Source organism: Citrobacter sp. Cb031 (assembly GCF_030336725.1).
Taxonomy (GTDB): domain Bacteria; phylum Pseudomonadota; class Gammaproteobacteria; order Enterobacterales; family Enterobacteriaceae; genus Citrobacter; species Citrobacter braakii.
This window is the reverse complement of sequence record NZ_JAOWDA010000019.1, coordinates 642,929-669,178: the sequence shown is the minus strand read 5'-3', so window position 1 is coordinate 669,178 and position 26,250 is coordinate 642,929. Positions and strand designations below refer to the sequence as shown.

Genomic DNA, 26,250 nt, shown 5'->3' with positions numbered 1-26,250 from the left:
ACGGCATAAGACGAATGAATCGCGCAGCGACGATTTTCCCGCCGGGAGCCAGGGATGCAAGGGAGGCGGCGGTGAGCCTCCCTTGCGCGTTCACAGGTATAACGTTATCAGAGAAGCAACGCACATAAGGTGAACGAAACTGATTCAAAGCAAAACATTTCCATACAGGCTTAACTGAACGGTATTGCACCATGGGGCGAAGTTCAGCGTGGCCGAAAACTATGCTTCCTTACCATCCGGAAGCACAATGTTGCTGGCGGCAAGCTGCCCCATGTTGTTGTACATTGCACAGGCGGCTTCAACAATCGGCATCGCCAGCGCGGCCCCGCTGCCTTCGCCCAAACGCATCCCCATATTGAGATACGGCTCCAGTTCAAGATGCGCCAGCGCGGTGCGAGCCCCCTTCTCGGCGGAGAAATGTGACGGGATCAGGTAAGGTTTAATCTGCGGCGCAATCTGGCAGGCCGCCAGCGCGGCGGAATAAGAGAGAAAACCGTCCAGCACGACCGGCAGGCCGCAGGAGGCCGCCCCCAACATCACCCCCGCCATGCCGACCAGATCAAACCCGCCTACCTTAGCCAGCACATCGATACCGTCATTACGATCCGGTTGATTGACGGCAATTGCTCGCCGCACAACATCGACTTTATTGCCTACTCTTGAAAGCGGCAGGTTAGCGCCGATACCCACCACATCCTCGGCATCGCTGCCGGTCAGCACGCTGACGATTGCCGCCGCTGGTGTCGTATTTGCCATACCAAGTTCACCGACGCCAAACAGCGTTACGCCATCTTTGGCCAGCTCATGGGTATAGCGGATAACCTCCAGCAGCAGCTCCTCGGCCTGCGAACGACTCATTGCCGGGCCTTGTGCAATATTGCCGCAGCCGCGCGCCACACGCATATTCACCACGCCAGGGATAAGCTCAGCATCGATGCCGACATCAATCACATGTACCTTTGCCCCCGCCTGAGCGGCCAGCACACAAACGCCTGTCGTCCCACGCGTCATATTAGCAGCCTGAATAGCCGTGACGATTTTAGGCGAAACAGCAACCCCTTCATCCCATACACCGTGATCGGCGCACATCACCAGCATCGCTTTGCCATTCACATGCGGTACGCCCTTCAGACCCGGCATTCCGGCCAGTTGCACGGCGAGCGACTCGAGTCGACCAAGACTTCCTGGCGGTTTAAGCAAGCCATCGACATGCTGCTGTGCACGCAGCATCGCAGCACTATCAGGTGAAGGGATTGCGTGGAGTAAAGAGGTTAAAGTCTGCATAAGGGTTCCAGTATGTTGGCTGACTCAGAGCAGAGCCAGCAGGAAAATCAACTCGCCAAGTTCAATGGCTGCGCCCAGCGTATCGCCGGTCTGCCCACCCAACGTGCGTTTTAATAACTGCCCAAGAATAAAAATCGCCACTATCGTAACAACCAGCGCCGCCACGCCGCGCATGCCAGGAAGAAGCACAGCAGCCAGGATCGCCGCAAATCCCAACGTGACGCAGGTTTGACGCCCGGTGACTTTACCGATAAAGACATTGCCCAGCCCTTCTTCGCGGGCGTAGCGATGTCGATACATCAGCAAAACAGCGGTACCCCGCCCGGCGACACAAGCGGCTGCAAGCGCCGCCAGCATCGGTGTACCCCGCAAAGCCAGTTCGCTCACCACCAGCACTTTTGCCAGCAACACGAAAATTAACGCCAGTCCACCGTGAGTCCCCAGGCGGCTGTCACGCATGATTTCCAGCATCCGCTCGCGTCGACGGGCCGAAAAAATACCGTCACAGGTATCCGCCAGACCGTCGAGATGAAATCCCCCGGTCAATAACGCCAGCGTGAGAACTGCAAACAGGGCCGCCAACGGCACCCCACACCAGGGCTGCAGCGCCATAAAGACCAGCCCCGTCAGCCCTCCCAGCACCACGCCAATTAGCGGGAACATCACAATGCCACGTGAATAGTGCTCGAAATCCAGTCCTTGCGACCAGCGAGCAGGAACGGGCAAGCGACTAATAAAAGAGAGCATTGCCCAGAACAACTTACTCATTTAATTTTGACTCCAATTCCTGATACCACCAGCCAGACCTCATCAGCCGCCGCCGCCAGTCGCTGGTTCACGCGTCCTGCAATATCGCGAAAATGCCGTGCCAGACGGTTCTCCGGAACAATCCCCATTCCGACTTCGTTAGTGACCAGCACAACCTTCGCCGGACAACGCTGACAGGCCGCAATCAGCGAACGAATTTCATCCTCAATAGATTGCTCCATCGCCGCGTAATCCCAGCTATCCGGGTCGCTATCACCGCCCAGCGCAAACAGCAGGTTAGTCACCATCGTGGTGATGCACTCCAGCAGAATGGCTTCTTGTGGATCGTTTGCTGCCGTAATCAGTTCATCGAGATGTTGCCAGCGTTCGGCTGTCCGCCAGTGCGCAGGACGTCCGTCACGATGATGCTGAATTCGCGCAGCCATCTCCTCATCAAAAATCTGCGAAGTCGCAATATACAAAACGTTTGGAGAGTCTGAGATCAGCGCTTCCGCATGCCGACTCTTGCCGCTTCGCGCGCCGCCAGTCACCAGAATCATCATACTGGCTCCCGGTGTTGCTGCATGATGGTATAAATTTTCTCAATATCGATGTGTTGCCGCATCGCATCCGCCAGCAGATCAAACTGCTGCGATTTATATTGCGCGTAATGGAAGGTGGAATCCAGCGGCGCTAACCCTTTACGTTCTCGCAAGCCATTAACCAGCGCACGGGTAAATTCATCGCTGTCGAACAGACCGTGAAGATAGGTGCCGAACGCCAGGCCATCGGCAGTGACCGCGCCATCAGCCACGTTACCGCCGTCTTTACGCAGCGTCATCACCGACCGGCATTCCTCGGTTAATGCCGTTTCACCCATATGAATTTCATAACCGCGAACGGATAATCCCGCGGTACCCGCCAGCCAGTCAGGCAGCGAGGAGGACATTTGCCCCTCAACCAGGGTCGTGGTTTTGTGCTGGGCAAAATGCGTTACGGTATTGAGCAAGCCCAGACCCGGCAACGTACCGAGTCCTGACTCAACTTCATCAATGATGGTTTCGCCGAGCATTTGATAGCCACCGCAAATCCCCACTACGGGTACGTTATTACGATGTAATTGCACCACGCCATGCGCCATCCCGCTTTCACGCAGCCACACCAGATCGCCCAGGGTGTTTTTGCTGCCGGGCAGAATCACCAGATCGGCCCCCGCCAACTCTTCAGGCTGGCGAACATAGCGCACGCGCACATCCGGCTGTGCGGCAAGCGCATTGAAATCAGTAAAGTTAGAAATGTGTGGTATCTGAACAACGGCGATATCGATGTCGCGTTTGTCTGTGCGCAAATATTTGCCCTTTTGCAGCGCAACGCCATCTTCATCTTCCAGATCAACGTCCAGCCATGGCATGACGCCCAGGACCGGAACGCCGGTCAGCGCTTCAATTTGCTCAATCCCGGAATACAGCAACGCCACATCACCGCGAAACTTATTGATGATCACCCCTTTTACCCTGGCGCGTTCATGGTCGTGCAGTAGCGCCAGCGTGCCGTAAATGGAGGCAAACACCCCGCCGCGGTCGATATCCGCCACCAGAACGACAGGGCACTGCGCCATTTCAGCCATACCCATATTGACGATATCGCGATCGCGCAGGTTAATCTCAGCCGGGCTTCCCGCCCCTTCCAGTACCAGCACATCGAACTCCTGCGCCAGACTGTTATAAACAGACTGGATTTGATCCCGTAGTTTAGGTTTGTACTCGTGGTAGCTCACCGCATCCATATCGGTTGCCACTTTGCCCATCAGCACAACCTGCGCTTTACGATCGCTGGTCGGCTTAAGCAGCACCGGATTCATACGCACATCTGGCGTAATACCGGCGGCCTCAGCCTGAAAAATTTGCGCGCGGCCCATCTCTTTGCCCTCTGGCGTAATGCCAGAGTTCAGCGCCATGTTCTGCGATTTGAACGGTGCGGTACGCAGTCCATCCTGATAAAAAATTCGACACAGACCGGCGACCAACACGCTTTTACCTACATCAGATGCCGTTCCCTGCAACATTATTGCCTGCGTCATGACGCCTCCTTCAGTGCGTTCTCTCGCATACAGCTAAAAAATTCAGCCTCTGTTTTACACAGCGGGAAGCCCAGCTCGGTATGCAGCTTCACCAGCCAGGGCTGAGTTAATCCCGCTTGTTCAATAAGATCCGTCCGGGCAAACACATCACCCGGCGAGCCGTGCGTTAGCACTTCACCCCGGCGTAAAACGTACACTGCATCGCTGACTTCATAGATAAGATCGATATCATGGCTGGAGATAACCACGTGGTTTCCTTGCGCTACGATGCGTTTGATTATCTCAATCATCTGCGTGCGGCCTGATGGGTCAAGGCCCGCAGTAGGTTCATCCAGTAGCAAATACTGCGCCTGCAACACCAACGCCCCGGCAATCGCCACACGTTTTTTTTGCCCGTGACTTAAACACTGAATTGGCTGATGGCGAAAATGCTGGGCATCTACCAGCGTGAGCGCATCATCCACCCGGCGGGAGATTTCAGCTTCATCCACCCCAAGGTTGCGCAGGCTGAAGGCAATATCGCTGTCGATATCGGTATAAAAAATTTGCTGGTCGGGATCCTGAAATACGGTTGCCACCTGCTGACGCAGCGCCAGCAGGCCGCGCTTGCTGTAATCCAGCGGTTTGCCTTGCCACATCACCGCGCCTTCCTGCGGGCGCAGTAAACCACTCAGGTTCATAAACAGCGTGGATTTCCCGCAGCCATTAGCACCGACCAGCCCGGTGACGGCATGCGTTGAAAAATCCAGCGTTAGCCCTTTGAGGATTGGGTCATCCTGATAGCGAAACCAAAGCGCTGAAGTGGCAAGCATACTTTTCCTTACAGGTGAAAATCACCCTGATACAGTTTTATATCCAGTGTGGTGGTCATTTGCTGGTAGCGGATCAACACGCGAGTAAACAGCAATCCCACCAGCATCGCCAGCGAGCGATAGCCCAACGGCAAGCTACGATAACCAAAACGTAGCGTTTGTGCGCGATGAATAGCCAGCGCCTCGTCTAACAGGATAAAAATAAAGCGCCAGGTTAGCAGGATCTGCTCAGTGAGCAGGCGAGGAACGTGCGCGCGTTTGAGTAAGATAATCAATTGCGGAAACGGCAGATTCAGTACCAGCCAGAACGTTGCCGCCAGCGCAGCCAGGCTGCGCCAGAAGGTTTCATTGGCGGTGACAAGCCCTGGCGCGCTAACGCCTAACCAATAGCTTCCAACGGGGATGCTGGCCAGCAGCGTCTGCGGATCGCGGCTAAAACTAAACAGAATGGTCACGACGCCGACCGTCAGAAAACCAAACGGTAATGCCATCCAGCGACACCAGCGCCAGAAGGAAATGCGCAGCAGCCAGCAGCTCAGCGCGGCAATCAGTAACAGCTCAATACCCTGCCCCAACGGGGGCAGAGTAAACGCCAGAATCATCATCATCAGCCAGAGCAGAAATTTCCGCACGGGTGAGACATGAAACCAGCGGCTTTGATAGCTAAGCCTGTCAAGCCCGGTCATCACGACGTTGCCTGCCCTTGGTGTAACCCAGAATGTAGAAAATCACGGCTGCGCCCAGCGATCCCTGGAGCGTAAACAGCAGGCTTTCAATCTCACCGCTTGCCGGTTCATACAACGGCTGGAACCACGGCTCATAATGTGGGGCAATTGCCTGAATCTGACTCTCCGCCTCACCGTCTGAGCCGCCGTACTCTCCACCATGGTTGATAAAGAACGGCAGGATCACCAGCGCCACTACCATCCCTAACAAAATCAGCGTCTTTTTCATCGTTAATGTCCTTGAGCGGTAATCAACTGCCGTTTGGTTAACTGGTCATAAATCATTACGGTGAGCAGACCTTCCGCTATCGCAATTGGGATCTGCGTCAGGCAGAAAATCCCCATGAACTTGATGATTGAACCCGTAGCACCGGCGGATGGGTCCGGGAACGCCACGCCCAGTTGCACCGAGGTCACGAAATAGGTGACGAGATCCGCCAGCATCGCGCACAGGAAGACGCAAACATCACGACGCAACCCCGCACGGCAGGCCATTTTCCATACCATGTAACCCACTACCGGGCCAATCACCGCCATCGACATGCCGTTAGCGCCAAGCGTTGTCAAACCACCGTGCGCCAGCAACAGCGCCTGGAACAGCAGGACGATTGCCCCGAGGATTGCCACCACGCCCGGTCCAAACAGGATAACCGCCAGGCCTACCCCGGTAGGGTGCGAGCAACTTCCGGTAACAGAAGGAATTTTCAGCGCCGACAGCACAAAAATAAACGCGCCGCACAAAGCCAGTAACACTTTTTGGTGACTATCTTCCTGCACGATTTGGCGCAGCCGCACCAGCCCGTACCACAGGCACGGCAAAAACAGCAGCCACCAGGCCAGCGCCCACATCGGCGGCAAGAAACCTTCCATTATGTGCATGGCGAACGCTTGTTCAGGAACAACCATCAGTAATAGCGCCGCAGCCAACCCGCTGAAAGACAGCTGTTTTAGCTGTTGTTCAAGCTTCATTGTGCATACTCCCACTGTTTATTGACCAGAATGGTCGAGAAATAAGGCAGCGGCTGATCGTCGCTCACCTCATCGAGATGACGCCAGCACTGTTCACCCGGCAGCGTGGCTTCAGACATCATCAATGCACAGCCCAACAAACCCTCTTGTTGCAGCAGCGCTTTGATGCGCGCAAAACGACCGTATACCTTCATCAGCACCAGACTGTCATGCTGCTTTAACGCCTGCTGGATTTCCGCTTCCGGCGCGGTACAGGAGACCACGGCCAGTGACTGTTGCTCCATGGCGAGCGGCGTTTTTGAACGCGCGGCAATCGCAGCGAAAGAGGTCACGCCCGGGACGATTTCTAACCAGTCAGGACAGCCAATACGCTGGAGTAAAAAAACCCAGGTGCTGAACAGCATGGCGTCGCCGAGTGTAATAAAGCCCACCTGCTTACCCGCTTCGACTTCCTGAACTAGCGCGGCCGCAACGTCATCCCATACCGCCTCTTTTTCGGCGCTGTCAGCACTCATAGGAAAATGGCAGCAGCGAACTTCGGTCTGCTCGCCGATATATTCACGTACGATCGACAGCGCCAGACTGTCGCCACCTTTACGCCCGGCGGGCGCATAGAGAATATCCAGCGTACCCAGCGTGCGTGCGGCCCGCACGGTGATAAGATCGGAAGCGCCTGGCCCGGTGCTTAATGCATACAGTTTTCCGCTCATGCTGCTTCCTCCAGCGCCACATTAAGCGCCTGTTGTAAATGCGCCACGAACATAGCGCGAACCGCCGGATTCTCACCCAGACCACTGAGCCACGGCGTAGCCGGTATCCCGGCCGCATTGAACAATGTTTTCCACGAATCCTCTTCGTCAGAGGCCATATCATTGATGGCATGATCGCCAGCAACTAACATCAGCGGCATCAGATGCACCGCCGTCACCCCTTCCTGAGACAAACTTTCAATCAGCACATCGACTTCTGGGTAGCTTTCCACCGCTCCAACCCGCGCCGGGTAGCGCTGTGCCGTCATCATATGGTCGAGGCAGGCATAGGCGGCAAAGGCATGATGGCTGGCACCGTGTCCCATAAACACCACTTTTTCATTTTCGCCAAGCACCGGCATTTGCTGTTGCAGCGCCAGCATCAGCTGGGCGTAATCGTCATGGCTGCTCAGCAGCGGAACACCCAGCGTCAGGCGAGAAAAAAGCGGGCGCATGCTTTGCACTTCGCGGACAATTTTTTCGTATTCATCACCGTTGATAATGTGCAACGACTGAATAGCCACGTCCTGATACCCCTGATCCGCCAGCTTTTGCAGTGCCTGCAGCGGCGTGTCGATCTCAATGCCGTCGCGCTGCTTGAGCTTGCGGATAATCATCCCGGAGGTAAACGCCCGAAACAGGTCGCGGTCAGGGCAACTGGCTGCGAGATCGCGCTCACAAGCCACAATATTTTTCTCACAGGTGTCGTGATAGCTGGTGCCAAAGCTGACCACCAGAAGCGCCTTTTTCATCTCTAACTCCTTAAGCAGCGGCCAGCCAGCGCGTTAAACGCGCCCCAAAGGCGGCCTGACTTTCCAGTAACTCTTCTCCCGTCACCAACGGTGCCGGACGTGTAATCACGATGCAGGGGATACCAGCATCCAGACAGGGTTGAACTTTTTCCTGATAACCACCTTCCGCACCGGATGCCTTAGTGATCACCACATCAGCCTGACACTGGCGATAAAACGCAGCGTTGAACTCGGCGCTAAACGGCCCGCACAATGCAAAAATCTCACCGACGCCAAATCCCAGGTCCGCGCATTGCTGAATAACCTCGGGTACAGGCAGGACGCGCGCCAGCAGCGTTTTTTCAGGCAACCCTTCGCGCCAGATAGCCAGATCTTTACTGCCGGTCGTCAGCAGCACGCGGTCACCGAAGCGGCGCGCAACCTCGCAGGCTTGCTGAATACTCTGTACGGTATAAAGCTGCGGGTGGGTTAAACCGCTCAACTGCTCAGGACGTTGATAGCGGCTCAGCAGTACCCCCGCCGCTTCGCAGGCGTTCATGATGTTGCGGCTCACCACCTCGGCATACGGATGCGAGGCGTCTATCACCCAGCGCGTCTGATTTTCCTGTAGCCAGGCAATCATTTGTTCGCGCTCCAGACGCCCGCAGCGCACCTGACCTTTGATATCTCCCGCCAGTTGCTTCCCCGTTGGGGTCGCAACTGACAGGGTGTAGGCCACATTGGCTGCGTCCAGTTGCTGGCACAGCATGCGCGCATCGCTGGTACCGCCCATGACCAACACATCACCGTAATTCACAGCACATAACCTCGTGGCGTGATCATCAGGCCGTCCTGAACATAGGTTGTTTTGTTGCCAACGATCACAAGGCTGGTCATATCAACCGGTTCAAAGTCCATTTCACCCAGGGTGGTCAACCATTTTTCCTGTTTTTTACGTCCGGCTGACTTCACAATACCCACCGGCGTTTGCGCGCTCTTGCTGGCAGAAAGCAGCTCAAATGCGCGCGCCAGATGTCCTTCGCGACCCCGACTGCGCGGGTTGTAGAAACAGATTACAAAGTCTGCTTCGCCGGCAGCCACTATGCGTTTTTCGATAACTGGCCACGGAGTTAACAGATCGCTCAAGCTGATGTGGCAGAAGTCGTGCATCAACGGCGCGCCCAGCAAAGAGGCGGCGGCAATGCTGGCCGTCATTCCTGGGATCAGCCTGACCTCAACGTCCAGCTTTTGCTTGCTGACCAGCTCAAGCACCAGCCCGGCCATACCGTAAATCCCTGCATCACCGCTGCTGATCAGCGCCACATTGTGACCTGCCTGCGCCAGTTCGATCGCCGCCTGGCAGCGTTCAATCTCTTTGCACATCCCGGTTTTGATCACCTGCTTGTCGCCAGTAAACGCTTTTACCAGGTGGGTGTAGGTTTTATAGCCAACGATGATTTCCGCTGCCTGCAATGCTTCAACGGCTTCCATGGTCATCATTGCCTGCGAGCCAGGGCCAATTCCAATTACGCTTAACATCAGTGTGAAACTCCCAAAGTGATAGTGACGCCCTGTTCTCGCAGGGTCTCGCCTAACAGTTTTCCGTGGCTCAGCAGCCAGGCTGCAGGACCGGAAACGCTTCCTGTACCCACCGTTTTGCGAACAAACGATGAGGCCGGGAAGCGGTGTTCATGCTCACGCAGCGCGTCAGCAGTAAAGGTTTCGAAAGGAACGCGACAGCACGATGCCAGTTGGATAAGTCCCTGTTCATCTTTTTTCAGCGTGATACTGCCAATCGCTTTAAGCGCCAGCGGATCGAGCTGCTGGGCCTCGAGTTGCCTGGCAAGCAGCGCGGCCAGCAACGGGAACGGCGTGTCACGACGACAACCAATTCCGGCCACAACACGCTGCGGCACCAGCTTCCAGTGCGGAACAGGCAGATCGGGTAAGTTGGTGCGTAAGGTGATACACACCAGCGCATCTAGTTCAGGAAGCTGATTGAGATCGGTTACCGTGATAAAACCGCGCCGGTCACAATGACTGACATCCTGCGTCAGTTCATCATCCCACCACAGCCCTACCCGCTTATTACTGACCAGCATCTGATTAACGATCTTCACCGCCGAACGGAAATCACTCATCCGGGCATTCAGTTGAAATGCCAGCGTATCCAGTGCCGCCATATCGTTGACATCCGTCGCCGTGGTGATCACCGGATCGGCGCCCAACATGCCCGCCAGATACCGCGCCAGCGCATTGGCACCACCCGCGTGACCGGAGAGCAGGCTGATGACATGCTGGGCGCGTTCATCAATGACCACTACCGCCGGATCGCAAAATTTGTCGTTGACCAGCGGGGCCAGCACGCGCACCGCAATGCCGGTCGCACCGATAAAAATCAGCGCCGAGTAATTCGCAAACGCTTCGCGGGCGGTATTCGCAAAGCCGTTTTCGAAAGGAATAAATCCCTCCTCCAGCAGCTTTTCACTGGTAAAACAGGTGACCGGCAGCATGGCCGCCAGACGTTTTGCCAGCGTAACGCCTCCCGGGGTCAGGCAAAAAAGCGCAATTGACTCAGGCTTTACGGTATTCATGGCTAAAGTCCGCCGCATAGAGTTTGGAGTAGTGATACTCCGAGCCCAGGAAATTACCGACCAGAATAAGGGCCGTTTTACGGATGCCCGCATCACGAACCTTGTCGCCAATATCCGCCAGGGTACCGCGCACAGTCTGGCTTTCCGGCCAGGTTGCCTTGTAGATCACCGCCACGGGCGTGGTCGCCGGATAACCGCCTTCAATCAAACGCTCGGCCACACGATGAATACGCTGAACGGACAGATAAATCGCCATAGATGTCTGGTGACTGGCAAATGACTCCAGCTGTTCGCGCTCCGGCACCGGCGTGCGTCCTTCCAGGCGGGTAATGATCAGGCTCTGTGAGACCTCAGGCACGGTATACTCAACGCCCAACTCCGCCGCCGCACCAAGGAATGCGCTGACGCCGGGCACCACCTGCCAGTCAATCCCACGTTTGGTCAGTTCCTCGCCCTGCTCGCGCACGGAACCGTACAGCGAAACATCGCCGGTTTGCAGACGCACCACGGTCTTACCCGCTTTCACTCCGGCTTCCATCAGATCAAGGATCTGCTCCAGATGCAGTTCAGCGCTGTCGTGGCATTCAGCACCAGCAGGACAATATTCCAGCAGTTCGGTGTTAATCAGCGATCCGGCGTAGATAACAACCTGCGCCTGCTGTAGCAACCGGTAACCTTTGAGGGTAATCAGCTCGCGATCGCCAGGACCTGCGCCAACAAACCACACGCTACGGGGATCAAAAATCTCAGACATGGTTTCCTTCCTTCTGACAGGCGATAACAAATACGGGGTTATTCGGTTTGAAATAGTGACCACTGCCAAGCGTGGTAAGCGAGGAAACCTGTAGCTGCAGGCAATCCACTCCCGGTACGCCAAGATGGTCCAGATGTGCCAGCGCGGTGTTGAGGTTTTCCTGGAGGATGAATGTCATCACCAGCCGCCCTGCGGGATGCAATTGACGCATTGACCAGTCAATCAGTTCAGTCAAATGGCCACCGCTGCCACCCATGAAAATGGCATCGGCTTTTTCAGCGATGGTCATCGGCGCAACACCGGGAAAAATGTCGATGTTTGCACAGGCAAAATGCTGGCGGTTTTCATCCAGCAACCTGAGCGCCGCCGGGTTACGCTCGATTGCCGTCACGCGCAATCCAGGGTATTGCAGCGCGGCTTCTATCGACACGCTGCCGGTTCCCGCGCCAATATCAATCAGGTGACTGGCGCGGTGTAATTCAAGTTTTGAGAGGGCAAGTGCACGTACCGCTTCTTTGGTCATCGGCACTTTCTCTCCACGTAAAAACAGCTCATCTTTCATCAAGGATCACCACTGCATTCATGTCATAGTCGGCGTTAACTTCGTTCACAGGCAGGAAATGGATCCGTTCGTTTTCCATTGCCAGGTTTTCGCCAATCACCATCCAGCGATGTCCCTTGCCTCGTGCAATGAGCTGCTGCGCAATTTCACGCGGGCCGCACTGCGCATCTGTCACCATCGCCACCTTGTTATGTCGCGCCAGTTCATCGAAACAGACGCTGCGACCATGGCTACTGGTCAGCCACATATCGTTCATATCAATACCGGACTGCGCACACAGGTACTGCACCGCGCTAATACCGGGAATAATGCGCACATTTTCAATACCGAAATGCGCCACCATGCGCGTCCCGATGCCGTAAAACAGCGGATCGCCAGATGCCAGCACCACAACGCGTTGCTCCTGGTGCGCGCAAATCCAGTTCAAAAGTTCGAGAATATTGGCGCCGAGAACAAACTGTTCACCGGTAAAATCCGGGAATTGCTGCAAATGCCGCTTTCCACCGACCAGAACATCAGCCGTTGCGACCGCTTCACGCGCCGCAGGCGTCATCAAATGCAAACCGGCTGGTCCCATCCCTACAACGGTTAACATTGCATCTCCTCAGCAATCTCTGCGACCGGGCGATTACTTCCAAGCACCTGATTATCAAAAGAGAACATGATGGCGTCACAGGTCGGGGGATTTTTGGTAAAGCGCAACGTTTGCAGGACGCGCATACAGATGCGCTTAGCCAGATGGTTGTAAATGTGCTGAAAACCGTATGCTTCTATGTGTTCCATCGCCGCCTCGGTGGTATCGCAGTCGCTGACCAGCGTGAGCAGTTCCAGCGGCGCACCCAGTAACGCGAGGTGGGCCACCAGCGTTTCCATGCGAGCATCGGCAATATGGCTGTGGGTATGAAAGATCCCCGCCGCAATTTTGACAAGCTTACCAGGGTGTCCCACCAGCACAATTTGTCGGAACCCCAGACGTACGGCTTCTTCAATCATGTAGCCGACAAAATTGCTCATGGTGACCACAACCTGGGTGTCGATCCCCATCTGCTCACGCACAAAACGTTCGCCGTGGTTTCCTGGCACCAGTACGACACGCTCCAGCCCCGCCGCTCGCTTAATTTCCAGCTCCAGCGACAGTGAACGTTTCCAGCTTTCTTCTGACATCGGCGTGACGATCCCAGTCGTACCAATGATCGAAATGCCGCCCAGAATGCCAAGGCGGGAGTTGTAGGTTTTTTGTGCCCGCTCTTCGCCTTCCGGCGCGAAAATTTCAATTTGCGCCCCACGATTCGGACCAATCGCCTCACGAACCGCAGACTCAATGGTCTGGCGAGGTGTGCGATTAATCGCCGAACTGCCCACCGGCAGGCCGATCCCTTTGCGGGTTACCGTGCCAACGCCTTCCCCGCCCTGAAGGGTTATCTCTTTGCTATCGTTTAACGTCACGCGGGCAAAAATCAGCATGCCGTGGGTGGCATCCACATCATCGCCACCGTCTTTGCGGATGGCGGCTATCGCCTGCTGTCCTTCGATATGCGGTGACTCTACGTTCAGACACAGCGTCACACCTGATGGCGTCACGATAGAAACCTGATGGATCAGGTGCTGGCGCAATACCATCAGCGCCGCCACTTTTGCCGCCGCCGTCGCGCACGATCCCGTGGTATATCCTTTACGCAGCGCTTTACCGTTGTGCCACACAGGCGTATCGAAGGACTCGCTCATCGCGCCCCCTGCATGTGATAAAGCATGGCGTTGACGATCGCGGCGGCGACGTTACTTCCCCCTTTACGACCTAACGCAGCAATGGCGGGTAGATTGCTTTGGGTCAGTGCATCTTTCGACTCTTCTGCACCGACGAACCCAACCGGTACGCCAACTACGCCACTGACGGCCACATCATGCTCAAGCAGGCGGAACAGCGCTGTCGGCGCGTTGCCAAACACAAACAGCTTTTCACCCTCTTCCTTCACCGCAATGTCAACGGCCGCCATTGACCGGGTAATGCCCTGCTCTTTTGCCGTCCGCACGACCCGCGGGTCGCTGATGTAGCAGCGGCATTCGCCACCGAATTTTGCCAGCAGCGTTTTATTAATCCCGGAAAGGGCCATAGTGGTGTCGGTATAAATCACGCTCGAACGGCTAAGCGCCGCACAGAACTGCTCCAGTACATCACTGGAAAACCACAGAATGTCCAGCCAGTCGAAATCCGCTGTCGTGTGAATGACCCGCTTGATAATGGCTTCATGTAACGGGCTGGCAAACTGATAGTCCGGGCGGGTTTCACGGATGATCTCGCCAATAATGTCGAAACTTTTGGCCTCAATCGCCTGGGGTTGCTGGATATATTGCATTGTGTTGTCCTCAGGCCACACCGACCAGCAGCCACCGCAGCGCAATAAACAGCGCCAGTGCCAGCATCGATGCCACCCACATCAATCGAATCGTATGGGAAATGTCGTCTACCGAAATGTCGCGTTGTGCATCACCGATCCACGGTTTCTCAACGCGCTCGCCAAAGTAGTCATTAGGACCACCCAGACGAATTCCTAATGCCCCGGCTACGGACGCTTCTGACCACGCGCAGTTTGGGCTGCTGTGGTTGTAGCGATCGCGCCAGCCAATCTGCAAAGCACGCGCGCCGTCCTGGCGACATAAAAATGCCGCTGCGCCCAGCAGCAGCCAACTTAGTCTCGCGGGAATATAATTTGCGACATCGTCCAGACGAGCGCTGACCATACCGATAGCGCGGTATTTTTCATGTTTGTAGCCCACCATGGAGTCAAGGGTGTTTACCGCTTTGTAGGCCATCGCCAGAGGCGCACCGCCGAGGAGCAAGAAGAACAGCGGCGCGATGATGCCATCAACGGTGTTCTCTGCCACGGTTTCCACTACGCCGCGATTGATCTGCTGTGGCTGTAATTGCGAGGTATCACGTCCTACAATCCATGACAGCTTTTCCCGACTTGCAGCAAGGTTACCGGCACGTAGCGGACGCTCGACATCCTGCGCGGCGTTTGCCAGGCAGCGCCCGGCCAGCACGGTAAAGATCATCCAGACCTCAACCACCCAACCAAGCCAGGGATGAATAGAGTGCGCCAGCGCCAGTACTCCCCAGGACACAGCCCAGGTCAGCCCAACCACCACAATCCACATCACCGCGCCACCGATGCGTAGCGCACGGTCGCTATGGCAGTAACGCCGAACAACCCGTTGCACCGCAGAAATCAGATTGCCAATCCAGCGCACCGGATGCGGCCAGTTCTGCGGATCGCCGATGATAAAATCAAGCAGCCAGGCAACACACCACGCGAGGATGGTCATAGTGCGCTCCTCGCGGCTGCCAGCCAGTGGTTAAGCATCTGCGGACGTTGAGCAAAATGAACGTGTAGATAGCTGGCAAAGGTATTTCCCACCTGCCAGCCGCCGGACCAGGCTTGCAGCGTTTTGCCATCGCGCACTTTGCGACAGTTCATCACCGCGGGAGTTTCAGGGGTAAAATCGGAGTAGTGGAATTCATGTCCGCGCAGCACTTCGCCTTCTGCAGCCAACAACGTTTGCTGCGCGGCCTGCGCTTCGCAGTAGCCAAATCGGGTCAGACGTTTTCCCATTTTGCTGTGACCGGGAATGATATCCGTCATCAGCCAGGTATCACCCTGGCTGTCTTCCAGCGAACTGCCGAGATACATCAGCCCCCCGCACTCGGCATAAATCGCGACACCCTGCTGGTGCACCGCCCGCAGTTGGTTAAGCATTGCAACATTACGGGCCAACGCCGCAGCATGTAACTCAGGATAGCCACCCCCCAGCCAGATCATCTGACAGTCGGGTAAACAGGTGTCGTGCAACGGGCTAAAACGGACAATCTTAAGCCCCGTGCGCTCCAGTAGCGTAATGTTGTCCGGGTAGTAGAAATTGAACGCTTCGTCATCGGCGATAGCAAGCGTTAGCCCTGCCCCGGCGTCTGCGGCGGGCAGCGCTGGCCATTCACCCGCAGGAAGCGTGTCTAACTGGCTTAATCTCAGCAGCGCGTCGATATCAAGGGTTTGCTCCAGCGTCGCGGCAAACGCCTGCCACGGCTGCTGGTTGATAACCGACTCACGCGCGGTAACTAACCCCAGATGACGCTCAGGAAGCGCAACGCCTTCCATACGGGGAACGTAGCCTAAGACGGGTACAGCGCAGTAACGCTCAATCGCCACTTTCAGGAGCTGGTAATGCGTTTCGCTGTTAACCCGGTTAACAATAACGCCGGCAATATTCAGGGTTGGATCAAAATGCTGAAACCCCATTACCGTCGCGGCGATCGAGGTGGAAACGGCTTTGCCATCAACCAGTAGGATAACCGGACAGCCTAACTGTTTGGCCATCGCGGCGGTGCTGCAGTAGTTTGGGTCGGTGCCGTATCCGTCATACAACCCCATAACGCCTTCAATAACGGCGATATCCGCATGTTGCATGTGCTCGCGAAATAAAGCATTCAGGGTGGGGACGGGAAGCATGAAGCTATCAAGATTGCGGGAAGCAGTGCCGCATACCGCGGTATGCCAGCCGGTATCAAGGTAATCGGGGCCTACTTTGCAAGGCTGGACGCGTAAACCGCGTTTTTTCAACAAGCTCAACAAGCCCAGCGTCACCGTGGTTTTACCACAGCCGCTTCCGGTACCTGCAAGAACAAAAGCGTGAAAATTGGCCGCCATACCCTGATCCTGTTCAGGGTGGTAGGGGTGTAAAGATACCCAGTCTCTCGACTGTATGCATCTGAACCACCCACTTCCCACCGAAGTTGTTGGTAGTCACTGACAGGCAGGTCTTCTGGCTTAGCGTCATCCTCACCCGTCCTTCCCAATCTTGCGATCAGTGGTCAATACGGGGTCGTCAGCATCACAGCAGCGGGGGCTGCGGGGGATTCTCACCCCCTTCCCTACCACAAATGTGGCAAACCTGTCAGTTCAAGAGCCTGATTAATTAAGCTCTCTGTTATGAGGTAAATTCACGACCTCATGACAATAATTCAATTTAATATCTTGCCGGGTTCATTCAACCAATTACCTGGCATAAACCCACTTATTCATATGCTCGCATTCTGAATGAAAGTGCCAACAAAGAATAAAGAAAGTCATTCACAGAGACACTGTATCTCATCACAAAAATAAAAACTGGTGCAGTTTATCCCTCTAATACTATTATTTTGTTGCGCTATGACAATTTATTGACTGCTGTCGCTACTTTTCATTTTATAATGACTGGCATAGCGCCCTATATCAAAAATCGGCAATAGCAAAATATTGCCATTTAAGCGGATTCGCCACGTGAAATGACATTTATTTGCTGGCGAAATGCCTGCGGCGTGACCTGATACGTTTGACGAAAAACTTTGCAAAAATAACTGGTTTGCGAAAATCCTAAATTACGCGCAATGCTGGCTATGCTCCAGTCACTGTGGCAAAGCAGCTCTTTTGCACTGGCCATTCGCTGCTGGTTTACCCATGCGTTAAAACCGATCCCATGATATTTTTTGAACAATTTGCTGAAATAGTAAGGGCTAAGGTAAACATGAGAGGCGACATCCTCCAGACGCAATTCGTCTGATAAATGCGCATCAATATAGCGCAGTGCTTTTTTCATTTTGCTGTCATGAGGATTGGTACTGCGGTTAGCGCGTACCGGCTCTGACTGCTGCGGGTTATCTTTGATAACCACAAAATTAAGTTGTTTCTTAAGGCAATTTTCTACGATGAGCTTCAGCAGATCCGCTGAGGCGATGACTCGCGAATAGTCCATTTCCGGTACATTACGAAACTCGTTGACCAGTTCGGGATCGGCTTGCCAGCGGTCATCTACATTCAGAATATCAACCAAACCAACATCGTTACTTAAGCGTACCTGGCCACAAAGCACAAACCCTACCAGGTGCCCCGCAATGACCAGCGGAATTGAGAAATCGGTAAGTCCGGCGTGACAGCGATAGATGCAGGGTTGATCGGATTTAGAGGCTTCCAGCCCTCCACAGCGATCGCTCATACGACAACGGGTACTGTGCTGAGGATGCTGACGCATCAACTGGCAAAAAGGGGTGAAATTAAAAAGCTCAGAAATTTCATCACCGTGAATATTGACAACCACAACGGCCAGACTGGTGGCCTGCGCAAAATCCTGTGCGATTTTATTAATGAGTTCTGAGTTCAGGGCACTCGCAGAAATCATGATAAAACCTCTCAGTTAATTTATTGTTATAAATAAAACATATTATTCACATTCATTTTCACCCTGCCATCCTGAGCATTGATGAAAGTCGTAATTGAACATAACAAAAGTCTCCCATTCTTGGGAGACTTTTTGGGCAGTTCAGGATACCGGATCACGAAAACAGTTTTTACTTTTCAAAAATAAACTTCTTCTGTGAAGCTAGCTCTCATTTTCGTCCAGCTTACACGTATTACACGGTAAATTTTTGCCAATCAAATAACGATAAATTGCTGCACCCGCGCACGCGCCGATGATAGGGGCCACAATCGGTACAATGAAATAAGGGATATCACGCCCGCCGGTCATCGCAACATCTCCCCATCCGGCCATCCAGGCAAACAATTTAGGACCAAAATCACGCGCCGGATTCATCGCAAATCCGGTGAGCGGACCGGTGGATGCGCCGATAACAGCAACCAGAATACCAATCAGCAATGGTGCCAACGGACCTTTAGGCACACCGTTACCGTCGTCAGTCAGCGCCATGATCATCCCCATAAGAATGGAGGTAATCACCACTTCGACCAACGCTGCCTGCCAGACGCTGAGCGCCGCCGCAGGATAAGTACTAAAAATACTGGCAAGGTGCAGGCTTTCCAGACTGCCGCGCACCATCTGGTGGGCCGACTCATACTCGGTAAACAGACTGCCGTAGAGCAAATAAGCCAGCAAAGCGCCACCAAAGGCCCCCGCGACCTGCGCCACAGTGTAAGGTAAAACTTTGCGCCCCGGAAAACAGGCAAACAGCCACAGTGCGATGGTGATAGCAGGGTTGAGATGCGCGCCAGAAATCCCGGCCGTCAGGTAGACTGCAAGCGAGATCCCCAGACCCCAAATGATGCAGATCTCCCACAATCCCAGGCTGGCACCTGCGACTTTCAGAGCGCTCAGGCAGCCAATACCAAAAAACAAAAACAGCCCGGTACCCAAAAACTCAGCAATGCATTGCGCTTTTAGTGAATCGTTCATTGTGACACCTTCTAAGCAGAGTTCGTGTCTTTACCAGCGGACTCCTTACTGGCAAGTAGAATACTTCGAGGCTTACTATAAAAGGCCGTATCAGCAAATTGTTGGCATTCTGCGGATAGCTTGCCCTTTAAAATCGTGGTGCAATAGCAAATTCTTGCTACGCACTTTATTAAAACATTAGAGACAATCGGGATTACGCGTATTACACGGACATTTTCAAAACAATAAAATATTGCTATTAGCAGAAATCCGTTTTCAAACCACCATCACAATTTCATTTTTTTCGCATAGCAAATGATATTTATAATGTCACCAGAAAAAGTGTAAATGTGGAACTGACATAACTAAATAATCACATCAATAAAATTTAATATAGCCATTAAAAACAATAAGTTAAAATAATTAATAGCAATTTTATATCACCTTACCTCTATTATTTTTTCACTCTCAATTTCAAGTCAGCCATTCTTTTTCCTCGCTTCTTTTTATAGTCATGAACATCGGGACAACCCAGGCGAGGTCTTTATGCAACAAGAAGCGTTAGGAATGGTAGAAACCAAAGGCTTGACTGCAGCCATAGAGGCCGCAGATGCAATGGTGAAGTCAGCCAATGTAATGCTGGTCGGCTACGAAAAAATTGGTTCGGGGCTGGTAACAGTCATTGTCCGCGGCGATGTTGGCGCAGTCAAAGCAGCAACAGATGCAGGTGCCGCCGCAGCACGTAATGTGGGAGAAGTGAAAGCCGTACACGTCATCCCACGCCCTCACACCGATGTAGAAAAAATCTTACCGAAGGGAATTAGCTAATGAGCAGCAATGAGCTGGTTGATCAGATCATGGCGCAGGTGATTGCTCGCGTGGCAACGCCGGAACAGCAGGCTATCCCTGAAAATAATCCTCCAACACGAGAAACGGCTATGGCAGAGAAAAGCTGCAGTTTAACGGAGTTTGTCGGTACTGCGATTGGCGACACCGTCGGTCTGGTAATCGCCAACGTGGACAGCGCCCTACTGGACGCAATGAAACTTGAAAAACGGTATCGCTCCATTGGCATCCTTGGCGCGCGTACTGGTGCAGGCCCGCACATCATGGCCGCAGATGAAGCGGTAAAAGCCACCAATACTGAAGTCGTCAGTATTGAGTTGCCACGTGATACCAAAGGCGGCGCGGGTCACGGTTCGCTGATTATTCTCGGCGGCAACGATGTTTCCGACGTGAAACGCGGAATCGAGGTTGCGCTGAAAGAACTGGATCGCACCTTTGGCGATGTGTATGCCAACGAAGCCGGTCACATCGAGATGCAATACACCGCACGCGCCAGCTACGCGCTGGAAAAAGCCTTTGGTGCACCGATTGGCCGTGCCTGTGGCGTGATCGTCGGCGCCCCGGCATCCGTTGGTGTCCTGATGGCTGATACTGCGCTGAAATCCGCCAACGTGGAAGTTGTGGCCTACAGCTCCCCTGCCCATGGCACCAGCTTCAGTAACGAAGCCATTCTGGTCATTTCAGGCGATTCCGGCGCTGTGCGTCAGGCCGTTATCTCCGCCCGCGAAATCGGTAAAACCGTACTCGGGACCCTCGGCTCAGAACCGAAAAACGATCGTCCGTCCTACATCTGATATCAGTGAGGCTGATTCATGAGATCGAAAAGATTTGAAGCACTGGCGAAGCGCCCTGTGAACCAGGATGGCTTCGTTAAGGAGTGGATCGAAGAAGGCTTCATTGCGATGGAAAGCCCGAACGACCCTAAACCGTCGATTAAAATCGTCAACGGTACAGTCACAGAACTGGACGGAAAATCCGCCAGTGAATTTGACTTAATTGACCATTTCATTGCCCGCTATGGCATTAACCTGGCGCGCGCTGAAGAAGTCATGGCGATGGACTCAGTAAAACTTGCCAATATGCTTTGCGATCCTAACGTGAAGCGCAAAGACATTGTGCCGCTGACTACCGCAATGACCCCGGCAAAAATTGTCGAAGTGGTGTCCCATATGAACGTCGTTGAGATGATGATGGCCATGCAGAAAATGCGTGCTCGTCGTACACCGTCTCAGCAGGCGCACGTCACTAACGTTAAAGATAATCCGGTGCAGATTGCCGCTGATGCGGCTGAAGGCGCCTGGCGCGGATTTGACGAACAGGAAACGACGGTTGCCGTTGCGCGTTATGCACCCTTTAACGCCATTGCGCTGTTAGTCGGCTCACAGGTTGGGCGCCCTGGCGTATTAACCCAGTGCTCGCTGGAAGAAGCGACCGAACTTAAACTCGGTATGTTAGGCCACACCTGTTACGCGGAAACCATCTCTGTCTATGGTACTGAACCCGTATTTACCGACGGCGATGACACGCCATGGTCGAAAGGTTTCCTCGCCTCTTCCTACGCCTCACGCGGTCTGAAAATGCGCTTTACCTCCGGCTCTGGCTCAGAAGTTCAGATGGGTTACGCCGAAGGTAAATCGATGCTTTACCTCGAAGCCCGCTGTATTTACATCACCAAAGCCGCTGGCGTACAGGGTTTACAAAATGGCTCAGTAAGCTGCATCGGCGTGCCTTCCGCTGTGCCGTCAGGCATTCGTGCGGTGTTAGCTGAAAACCTGATCTGTTCCTCCCTGGATCTGGAGTGTGCCTCCAGCAACGACCAAACCTTTACCCACTCGGATATGCGTCGTACTGCCCGCCTGCTGATGCAATTCCTGCCGGGTACTGACTTCATCTCTTCCGGTTATTCCGCTGTACCGAACTACGACAACATGTTTGCGGGTTCGAACGAGGATGCCGAAGATTTTGACGACTACAACGTTCTCCAGCGAGACCTCAAGGTAGATGGGGGTCTGCGTCCGGTTCGTGAAGAAGACGTTATCGCCATTCGTAATAAAGCGGCGCGCGCACTGCAGGCCGTCTTTGCCGGGATGGGATTACCGCCAATCACTGATGAAGAAGTGGAAGCGGCGACTTACGCCCACGGTTCGAAAGATATGCCGGAGCGAAACATCGTTGAAGACATTAAGTTTGCGCAAGAGATCATCAATAAAAACCGTAACGGTCTGGAAGTGGTGAAAGCCCTTGCTCAGGGCGGGTTTACCGATGTCGCTCAGGACATGCTCAACATCCAGAAAGCCAAGTTAACCGGGGATTATCTGCATACCTCCGCCATTATCGTTGGCGACGGACAGGTGCTATCCGCAGTAAATGACGTCAATGACTATGCCGGTCCGGCAACAGGTTATCGCCTACAAGGCGAACGCTGGGAAGAGATCAAAAACATCCCTGGCGCACTTGATCCCAACGAACTTGGCTAAGGGGTGAAAAATGGAAATCAATGAAAAGCTGCTGCGCCAGATTATTGAAGACGTACTGTCTGAAATGCAAACCAGCGACAAACCCGTCTCATTCCGTGCATCGACAGCGGCTAGCGCTCCACAGGCTGCAGCGGTGCAGGGCGACAGCTTTCTGACCGAGATTGGCGAAGCCAAACAAGGCCAGCAGCAGGACGAAGTGATTATTGCCGTAGGTCCCGCGTTTGGACTGTCGCAAACCGTCAATATCGTAGGGATCCCGCATAAGAACATCTTGCGCGAAGTGATTGCGGGTATTGAAGAAGAAGGCATTAAAGCGCGCGTTATCCGCTGCTTTAAATCTTCCGATGTGGCATTTGTCGCCGTGGAAGGTAACCGTCTGAGCGGTTCCGGGATCTCTATCGGCATCCAGTCAAAAGGTACCACGGTTATCCACCAGCAGGGGTTACCGCCGCTTTCTAACCTGGAGCTGTTCCCTCAGGCACCGCTTCTGACGCTGGAAACCTATCGTCAGATCGGTAAAAACGCCGCGCGTTATGCCAAGCGTGAATCTCCGCAACCGGTCCCTACTCTGAATGACCAGATGGCTCGTCCTAAGTACCAGGCGAAATCGGCCATTCTGCACATTAAAGAGACCAAATACGTCGTGACGGGCAAAAACCCGCAGGAACTGCGCGTGGCGCTTTGATAAAGGATAACTCCATGAATACCGACGCAATTGAATCGATGGTTCGGGATGTGCTGAGCCGGATGAACAGCCTGCAAGACGAGCCCGTGACGCCGGCCGCGGCGAGTTCACCAGCACATACCGCGAAAGTCACGGATTACCCTCTCGCGAATAAACATCCTGAGTGGGTAAAAACCGCAACCAACAAAACTCTGGATGACTTCACGCTCGAAAATGTTCTGAGCAACAAAGTGACGGCGCAGGACATGCGCATCACCCCTGAAACGCTGCGCCTTCAGGCGGAAATCGCCAAAGATGCCGGACGTGACAGACTGGCGATGAACTTCGAGCGTGCAGCTGAGCTAACCGCTGTACCTGACGATCGCATTCTTGAGATCTACAACGCGCTGCGCCCATACCGCTCAACGAAAGACGAGCTGATGGCCATCGCCGACGATCTCGAAAATCGTTATCAGGCAAAGATCTGTGCAGCTTTCGTTCGTGAAGCGGCAGCGCTGTACGTTGAGCGTAAAAAACTCAAAGGCGACGACTAACTCAGGGACAGGATCATGCGATATATAGCTGGCATTGACATAGGCAACTCATCAACGGAAGTCGCTCTGGCTACCCTCGATGAGTCTGGCGCACTGAGCATCACCGGCAGTGCGCTGGCAGAAACCACCGGAATTAAAGGCACATTACGTAATGTGTTTGGTATTCAGGAGGCACTTTCGCTGGCAGCAAAAAACGCCGGTATTAATGTCAGCGATATTTCGCTCATCCGTATTAACGAAGCCACCCCGGTCATTGGCGACGTCGCGATGGAAACGATAACCGAAACCATCATCACTGAATCCACCATGATCGGCCATAACCCTAAAACGCCGGGCGGCGTCGGATTAGGCGTTGGCGTCACTATTACGCCGGAAGACCTGCTCAGCCGTCCGGCGGATACGCCCTATATTCTGGTGGTGTCATCGGCCTTTGATTTCGCCGATGTCGCCACGATGATTAATGCCTCCGTCCGCGCCGGATACCAGTTAACTGGCGTTATTTTGCAGCAGGACGATGGCGTGTTGGTCAGTAATCGTCTGACCCACCCCCTGCCTATCGTCGATGAAGTCCTTCATATCGACCGCATCCCGTTAGGTATGCTGGCTGCCATTGAGGTCGCAATTCCAGGAAAAGTCATTGAAACGCTTTCTAACCCTTACGGAATTGCGACCGTTTTTGGCCTCAACGCCGACGAGACTAAAAACATTGTCCCGATGGCGCGGGCGCTGATCGGCAACCGTTCTGCCGTGGTCGTGAAAACGCCATCAGGTGATGTGAAAGCACGAGCCATTCCTGCCGGAAATCTGGAGCTACAGTCGCAGGGTCGTACCGTACGGGTCGACGTTGCAGCTGGCGCTGAAGCGATTATGAAAGCGGTTGGCGAATGCCCGAAACTGGATAACGTCACCGGAGAGGCTGGCACCAATATTGGCGGCATGCTGGAGCATGTGCGCCAGACAATGGCTGAATTAACCAACAAACCCAGCCACGAAATTTTTATTCAGGACCTGCTGGCAGTCGATACCTCGGTTCCCGTCAGCGTGACCGGCGGACTAGCCGGTGAGTTCTCGCTGGAACAGGCTGTCGGCATTGCTTCCATGGTGAAATCAGACCGCCTGCAAATGGCGATGATTGCTCAGGAAATCACGCAAAAGCTCAACATTGACGTCCAGGTTGGCGGCGCCGAAGCCGAAGCTGCCATTCTGGGGGCCTTAACCACCCCCGGCACGACGCGGCCACTGGCTATTCTGGACCTCGGTGCAGGATCGACCGATGCCTCCATCATCAACCCGAAAGGCGAAATTATTGCCACGCACCTGGCGGGTGCGGGCGATATGGTCACGATGATTATTGCCCGTGAACTGGGGCTGGAAGACCGTTATCTCGCTGAAGAGATCAAAAAGTACCCGCTGGCGAAAGTCGAGAGCTTGTTCCATCTTCGCCACGAAGATGGCAGCGTCCAGTTCTTCCCTACACCTCTCCCGCCAACGGTTTTTGCCCGCGTATGCGTAGTAAAACCCGATGAACTGGTGCCACTGCCAGGCGAACTGGCGCTGGAGAAAGTCCGGGCCATTCGCCGCAGCGCTAAGGAACGCGTTTTCGTCACCAACGCACTCAGAGCGCTACGTCAGGTGAGTCCGACCGGGAACATTCGGGATATTCCCTTTGTGGTGCTGGTTGGCGGCTCATCCCTGGACTTTGAAGTTCCGCAACTGGTCACCGACGCACTGGCACACTATCGCCTGGTTGCCGGGCGCGGCAACATTCGTGGCACCGAAGGTCCGCGCAACGCGGTCGCGACAGGGCTGATTCTCTCCTGGTACAAGGCATTCGCTCATGGAAAGTAATCTCACCACGCCAGCCATCGTTATCTTCGCCACTGCTGGATGCACTGACGTCTGGAGTGATGTGCTGCTGGGTATTGAAGAAGAAGGGATCCCCTTTGTGATTCAGGAGAGCCCGTCAACTGACGTTATCCACAACGCATGGCTGGCGGCTTGCCAATCGCCACTGCTGGTTGGCATTGGCTGCAGTCGCGAAAAACTGGTCGTGCACTATAAAAACTTACCCACATCAGCGCCACTATTTACGCTGACGTATCAACAAGATAACCATGCCCGACGCAGCATTGGTAATAACGCTGCGCGGCTGGTTAAAGGCATTCCGTTTCGGGAATGCCACTCATAACCCACAGGAGAAAAGCAGTATGAATAACGCACTGGGACTGGTTGAAACAAAAGGGCTCGTCGGCGCTATTGAAGCCGCTGATGCCATGGTGAAATCCGCAAACGTGCAGTTGGTTGGTTACGAAAAAATCGGCTCAGGCCTTATCACCGTTATGGTTCGCGGCGATGTCGGCGCAGTGAAAGCTGCCGTAGATGCAGGAAGCGCTGCAGCAAGCGCCGTTGGCGAGGTGAAATCCTGCCACGTTATCCCGCGTCCGCACAGCGACGTTGAAGCCATTTTACCTAAATCCGCATAAATCGTTGCAACCAAGGAGCACA

The 26,250-nt window shown here is 54.2% G+C and carries 30 protein-coding genes and 1 riboswitch; of the genes, 8 read left to right on the top strand and 22 right to left on the bottom strand.

The genetic code is table 11. The features are described 5' to 3' along the window. Positions 1 to 219: 219 nt before the first annotated feature. The 22 genes from cobT to pduF form a co-directional block, all read right to left on the bottom strand. A complete protein-coding gene (gene cobT, locus OGV93_RS04405; protein WP_016156857.1) occupies positions 220 to 1,284 on the bottom strand; it encodes a nicotinate-nucleotide--dimethylbenzimidazole phosphoribosyltransferase in 1,065 nt (354 codons plus the stop codon). A gap of 24 nt (positions 1,285 to 1,308) precedes the next feature. Then, positions 1,309 to 2,052 (bottom strand): adenosylcobinamide-GDP ribazoletransferase, encoded by a 744-nt coding sequence (gene cobS, locus OGV93_RS04400; protein WP_019077089.1) that lies wholly within the window; start codon positions 2,050 to 2,052, stop codon positions 1,309 to 1,311. Then, positions 2,049 to 2,594, bottom strand: coding sequence for a bifunctional adenosylcobinamide kinase/adenosylcobinamide-phosphate guanylyltransferase (cobU, locus tag OGV93_RS04395; protein ID WP_046275699.1), 546 nt, complete (start codon positions 2,592 to 2,594; stop codon positions 2,049 to 2,051). Before cobU ends, cobS begins: the two co-directional genes overlap by 4 nt. Beyond that, complete coding sequence (locus tag OGV93_RS04390) at positions 2,591 to 4,111, bottom strand: cobyric acid synthase (protein ID WP_046275698.1); 1,521 nt, start codon at positions 4,109 to 4,111, stop codon at positions 2,591 to 2,593. Before OGV93_RS04390 ends, cobU begins: the two co-directional genes overlap by 4 nt. After that, positions 4,108 to 4,923 (bottom strand): energy-coupling factor ABC transporter ATP-binding protein, encoded by an 816-nt coding sequence (locus OGV93_RS04385; RefSeq protein WP_046275697.1) that lies wholly within the window; start codon positions 4,921 to 4,923, stop codon positions 4,108 to 4,110. The genes OGV93_RS04390 and OGV93_RS04385 overlap by 4 nt, the downstream gene beginning before the upstream one ends. 8 nt (positions 4,924 to 4,931) lie before the next feature. Further along, the gene (locus OGV93_RS04380; RefSeq protein WP_016156861.1) at positions 4,932 to 5,609 is read right to left on the bottom strand and encodes an energy-coupling factor ABC transporter transmembrane protein; all 678 of its coding nucleotides are present in this window, start codon (positions 5,607 to 5,609) and stop codon (positions 4,932 to 4,934) included. Beyond that, a complete protein-coding gene (locus tag OGV93_RS04375; RefSeq protein WP_006683999.1) occupies positions 5,596 to 5,877 on the bottom strand; it encodes an energy-coupling factor ABC transporter substrate-binding protein in 282 nt (93 codons plus the stop codon). The genes OGV93_RS04380 and OGV93_RS04375 overlap by 14 nt, the downstream gene beginning before the upstream one ends. A 2-nt stretch (positions 5,878 to 5,879) precedes the next feature. Next, the gene (gene cbiM / locus OGV93_RS04370) at positions 5,880 to 6,617 is read right to left on the bottom strand and encodes a cobalt ECF transporter S component CbiM (protein WP_016153516.1); all 738 of its coding nucleotides are present in this window, start codon (positions 6,615 to 6,617) and stop codon (positions 5,880 to 5,882) included. Then, on the bottom strand, positions 6,614 to 7,327 hold the full coding sequence (locus tag OGV93_RS04365) for a cobalt-factor II C(20)-methyltransferase (RefSeq protein WP_016156863.1): 714 nt from the start codon (positions 7,325 to 7,327) through the stop codon (positions 6,614 to 6,616). The genes cbiM and OGV93_RS04365 overlap by 4 nt, the downstream gene beginning before the upstream one ends. Beyond that, positions 7,324 to 8,118 carry a sirohydrochlorin cobaltochelatase gene (gene cbiK / locus OGV93_RS04360; RefSeq protein ID WP_016153518.1) on the bottom strand — a complete coding sequence of 265 codons (795 nt, stop codon included), beginning with the start codon at positions 8,116 to 8,118 and terminating at the stop codon, positions 7,324 to 7,326. The genes OGV93_RS04365 and cbiK overlap by 4 nt, the downstream gene beginning before the upstream one ends. Before the next feature lie 10 nt (positions 8,119 to 8,128). Further along, positions 8,129 to 8,914, bottom strand: coding sequence for a cobalt-precorrin-6A reductase (locus tag OGV93_RS04355; RefSeq protein ID WP_047357942.1), 786 nt, complete (start codon positions 8,912 to 8,914; stop codon positions 8,129 to 8,131). Continuing rightward, positions 8,911 to 9,636: a precorrin-3B C(17)-methyltransferase gene (locus tag OGV93_RS04350; protein ID WP_003030278.1), complete on the bottom strand. Its 726-nt coding sequence runs from the start codon at positions 9,634 to 9,636 to the stop codon at positions 8,911 to 8,913. The genes OGV93_RS04355 and OGV93_RS04350 overlap by 4 nt, the downstream gene beginning before the upstream one ends. Further along, on the bottom strand, positions 9,636 to 10,691 hold the full coding sequence (gene cbiG / locus OGV93_RS04345; RefSeq protein ID WP_016153520.1) for a cobalt-precorrin 5A hydrolase: 1,056 nt from the start codon (positions 10,689 to 10,691) through the stop codon (positions 9,636 to 9,638). The genes OGV93_RS04350 and cbiG overlap by 1 nt, the downstream gene beginning before the upstream one ends. Then, the gene (locus tag OGV93_RS04340) at positions 10,672 to 11,445 is read right to left on the bottom strand and encodes a cobalt-precorrin-4 methyltransferase (RefSeq protein ID WP_003030275.1); all 774 of its coding nucleotides are present in this window, start codon (positions 11,443 to 11,445) and stop codon (positions 10,672 to 10,674) included. Before OGV93_RS04340 ends, cbiG begins: the two co-directional genes overlap by 20 nt. Next, on the bottom strand, positions 11,438 to 12,007 hold the full coding sequence (locus OGV93_RS04335; RefSeq protein WP_016153521.1) for a decarboxylating cobalt-precorrin-6B (C(15))-methyltransferase: 570 nt from the start codon (positions 12,005 to 12,007) through the stop codon (positions 11,438 to 11,440). The genes OGV93_RS04340 and OGV93_RS04335 overlap by 8 nt, the downstream gene beginning before the upstream one ends. Further along, the gene (locus OGV93_RS04330) at positions 11,997 to 12,602 is read right to left on the bottom strand and encodes a cobalt-precorrin-7 (C(5))-methyltransferase (protein WP_019077093.1); all 606 of its coding nucleotides are present in this window, start codon (positions 12,600 to 12,602) and stop codon (positions 11,997 to 11,999) included. Before OGV93_RS04330 ends, OGV93_RS04335 begins: the two co-directional genes overlap by 11 nt. Beyond that, positions 12,596 to 13,732 carry a cobalt-precorrin-5B (C(1))-methyltransferase CbiD gene (cbiD, locus tag OGV93_RS04325; protein ID WP_016153523.1) on the bottom strand — a complete coding sequence of 379 codons (1,137 nt, stop codon included), beginning with the start codon at positions 13,730 to 13,732 and terminating at the stop codon, positions 12,596 to 12,598. The genes OGV93_RS04330 and cbiD overlap by 7 nt, the downstream gene beginning before the upstream one ends. Further along, a complete protein-coding gene (locus tag OGV93_RS04320; RefSeq protein WP_008785140.1) occupies positions 13,729 to 14,361 on the bottom strand; it encodes a cobalt-precorrin-8 methylmutase in 633 nt (210 codons plus the stop codon). The genes cbiD and OGV93_RS04320 overlap by 4 nt, the downstream gene beginning before the upstream one ends. A 10-nt stretch (positions 14,362 to 14,371) precedes the next feature. Further along, positions 14,372 to 15,331, bottom strand: a complete 960-nt coding sequence (gene cbiB / locus OGV93_RS04315; RefSeq protein ID WP_047357938.1) for an adenosylcobinamide-phosphate synthase CbiB — start codon at positions 15,329 to 15,331, stop codon at positions 14,372 to 14,374. Beyond that, positions 15,328 to 16,707 (bottom strand): cobyrinic acid a,c-diamide synthase CobB, encoded by a 1,380-nt coding sequence (locus OGV93_RS04310; RefSeq protein ID WP_287109403.1) that lies wholly within the window; start codon positions 16,705 to 16,707, stop codon positions 15,328 to 15,330. Before OGV93_RS04310 ends, cbiB begins: the two co-directional genes overlap by 4 nt. An 88-nt stretch (positions 16,708 to 16,795) precedes the next feature. Further along, positions 16,796 to 16,970: riboswitch (cobalamin riboswitch) on the bottom strand. A 332-nt stretch (positions 16,971 to 17,302) separates the two neighbouring features. Then, positions 17,303 to 18,214 carry a transcriptional regulator PocR gene (gene pocR / locus OGV93_RS04305; protein ID WP_016153526.1) on the bottom strand — a complete coding sequence of 304 codons (912 nt, stop codon included), beginning with the start codon at positions 18,212 to 18,214 and terminating at the stop codon, positions 17,303 to 17,305. Positions 18,215 to 18,415: 201 nt separating this feature from the next. Beyond that, positions 18,416 to 19,225: a propanediol diffusion facilitator PduF gene (pduF, locus tag OGV93_RS04300; protein ID WP_016153527.1), complete on the bottom strand. Its 810-nt coding sequence runs from the start codon at positions 19,223 to 19,225 to the stop codon at positions 18,416 to 18,418. Between the two features lie 525 nt (positions 19,226 to 19,750). On the opposite strand from pduF, the gene pduA reads away from it, so the two are divergent. From pduA to pduJ, 8 genes are read left to right on the top strand one after another with little or no spacing between them, the layout of a single operon-like run. Beyond that, positions 19,751 to 20,032 (top strand): propanediol utilization microcompartment protein PduA, encoded by a 282-nt coding sequence (pduA, locus tag OGV93_RS04295; protein WP_003030255.1) that lies wholly within the window; start codon positions 19,751 to 19,753, stop codon positions 20,030 to 20,032. After that, positions 20,032 to 20,844, top strand: coding sequence for a propanediol utilization microcompartment protein PduB (pduB, locus tag OGV93_RS04290; RefSeq protein ID WP_016153528.1), 813 nt, complete (start codon positions 20,032 to 20,034; stop codon positions 20,842 to 20,844). Before pduA ends, pduB begins: the two co-directional genes overlap by 1 nt. 18 nt (positions 20,845 to 20,862) lie before the next feature. Further along, the gene (pduC, locus tag OGV93_RS04285) at positions 20,863 to 22,527 is read left to right on the top strand and encodes a propanediol dehydratase large subunit PduC (protein WP_003030249.1); all 1,665 of its coding nucleotides are present in this window, start codon (positions 20,863 to 20,865) and stop codon (positions 22,525 to 22,527) included. Between the two features lie 10 nt (positions 22,528 to 22,537). Next, positions 22,538 to 23,212, top strand: a complete 675-nt coding sequence (gene pduD, locus OGV93_RS04280) for a propanediol dehydratase medium subunit PduD (RefSeq protein ID WP_047357936.1) — start codon at positions 22,538 to 22,540, stop codon at positions 23,210 to 23,212. A 14-nt stretch (positions 23,213 to 23,226) separates the two neighbouring features. Continuing rightward, positions 23,227 to 23,745, top strand: a complete 519-nt coding sequence (pduE, locus tag OGV93_RS04275) for a propanediol dehydratase small subunit PduE (RefSeq protein ID WP_153690249.1) — start codon at positions 23,227 to 23,229, stop codon at positions 23,743 to 23,745. Between the two features lie 15 nt (positions 23,746 to 23,760). Then, positions 23,761 to 25,593: a diol dehydratase reactivase subunit alpha gene (locus tag OGV93_RS04270; RefSeq protein ID WP_019077098.1), complete on the top strand. Its 1,833-nt coding sequence runs from the start codon at positions 23,761 to 23,763 to the stop codon at positions 25,591 to 25,593. Further along, complete coding sequence (locus OGV93_RS04265) at positions 25,583 to 25,933, top strand: glycerol dehydratase reactivase beta/small subunit family protein (protein WP_016156873.1); 351 nt, start codon at positions 25,583 to 25,585, stop codon at positions 25,931 to 25,933. The genes OGV93_RS04270 and OGV93_RS04265 overlap by 11 nt, the downstream gene beginning before the upstream one ends. Positions 25,934 to 25,952: 19 nt before the next feature. Then, complete coding sequence (gene pduJ / locus OGV93_RS04260; RefSeq protein ID WP_001057752.1) at positions 25,953 to 26,228, top strand: propanediol utilization microcompartment protein PduJ; 276 nt, start codon at positions 25,953 to 25,955, stop codon at positions 26,226 to 26,228. The last annotated feature ends 22 nt before the right edge of the window (positions 26,229 to 26,250 follow it).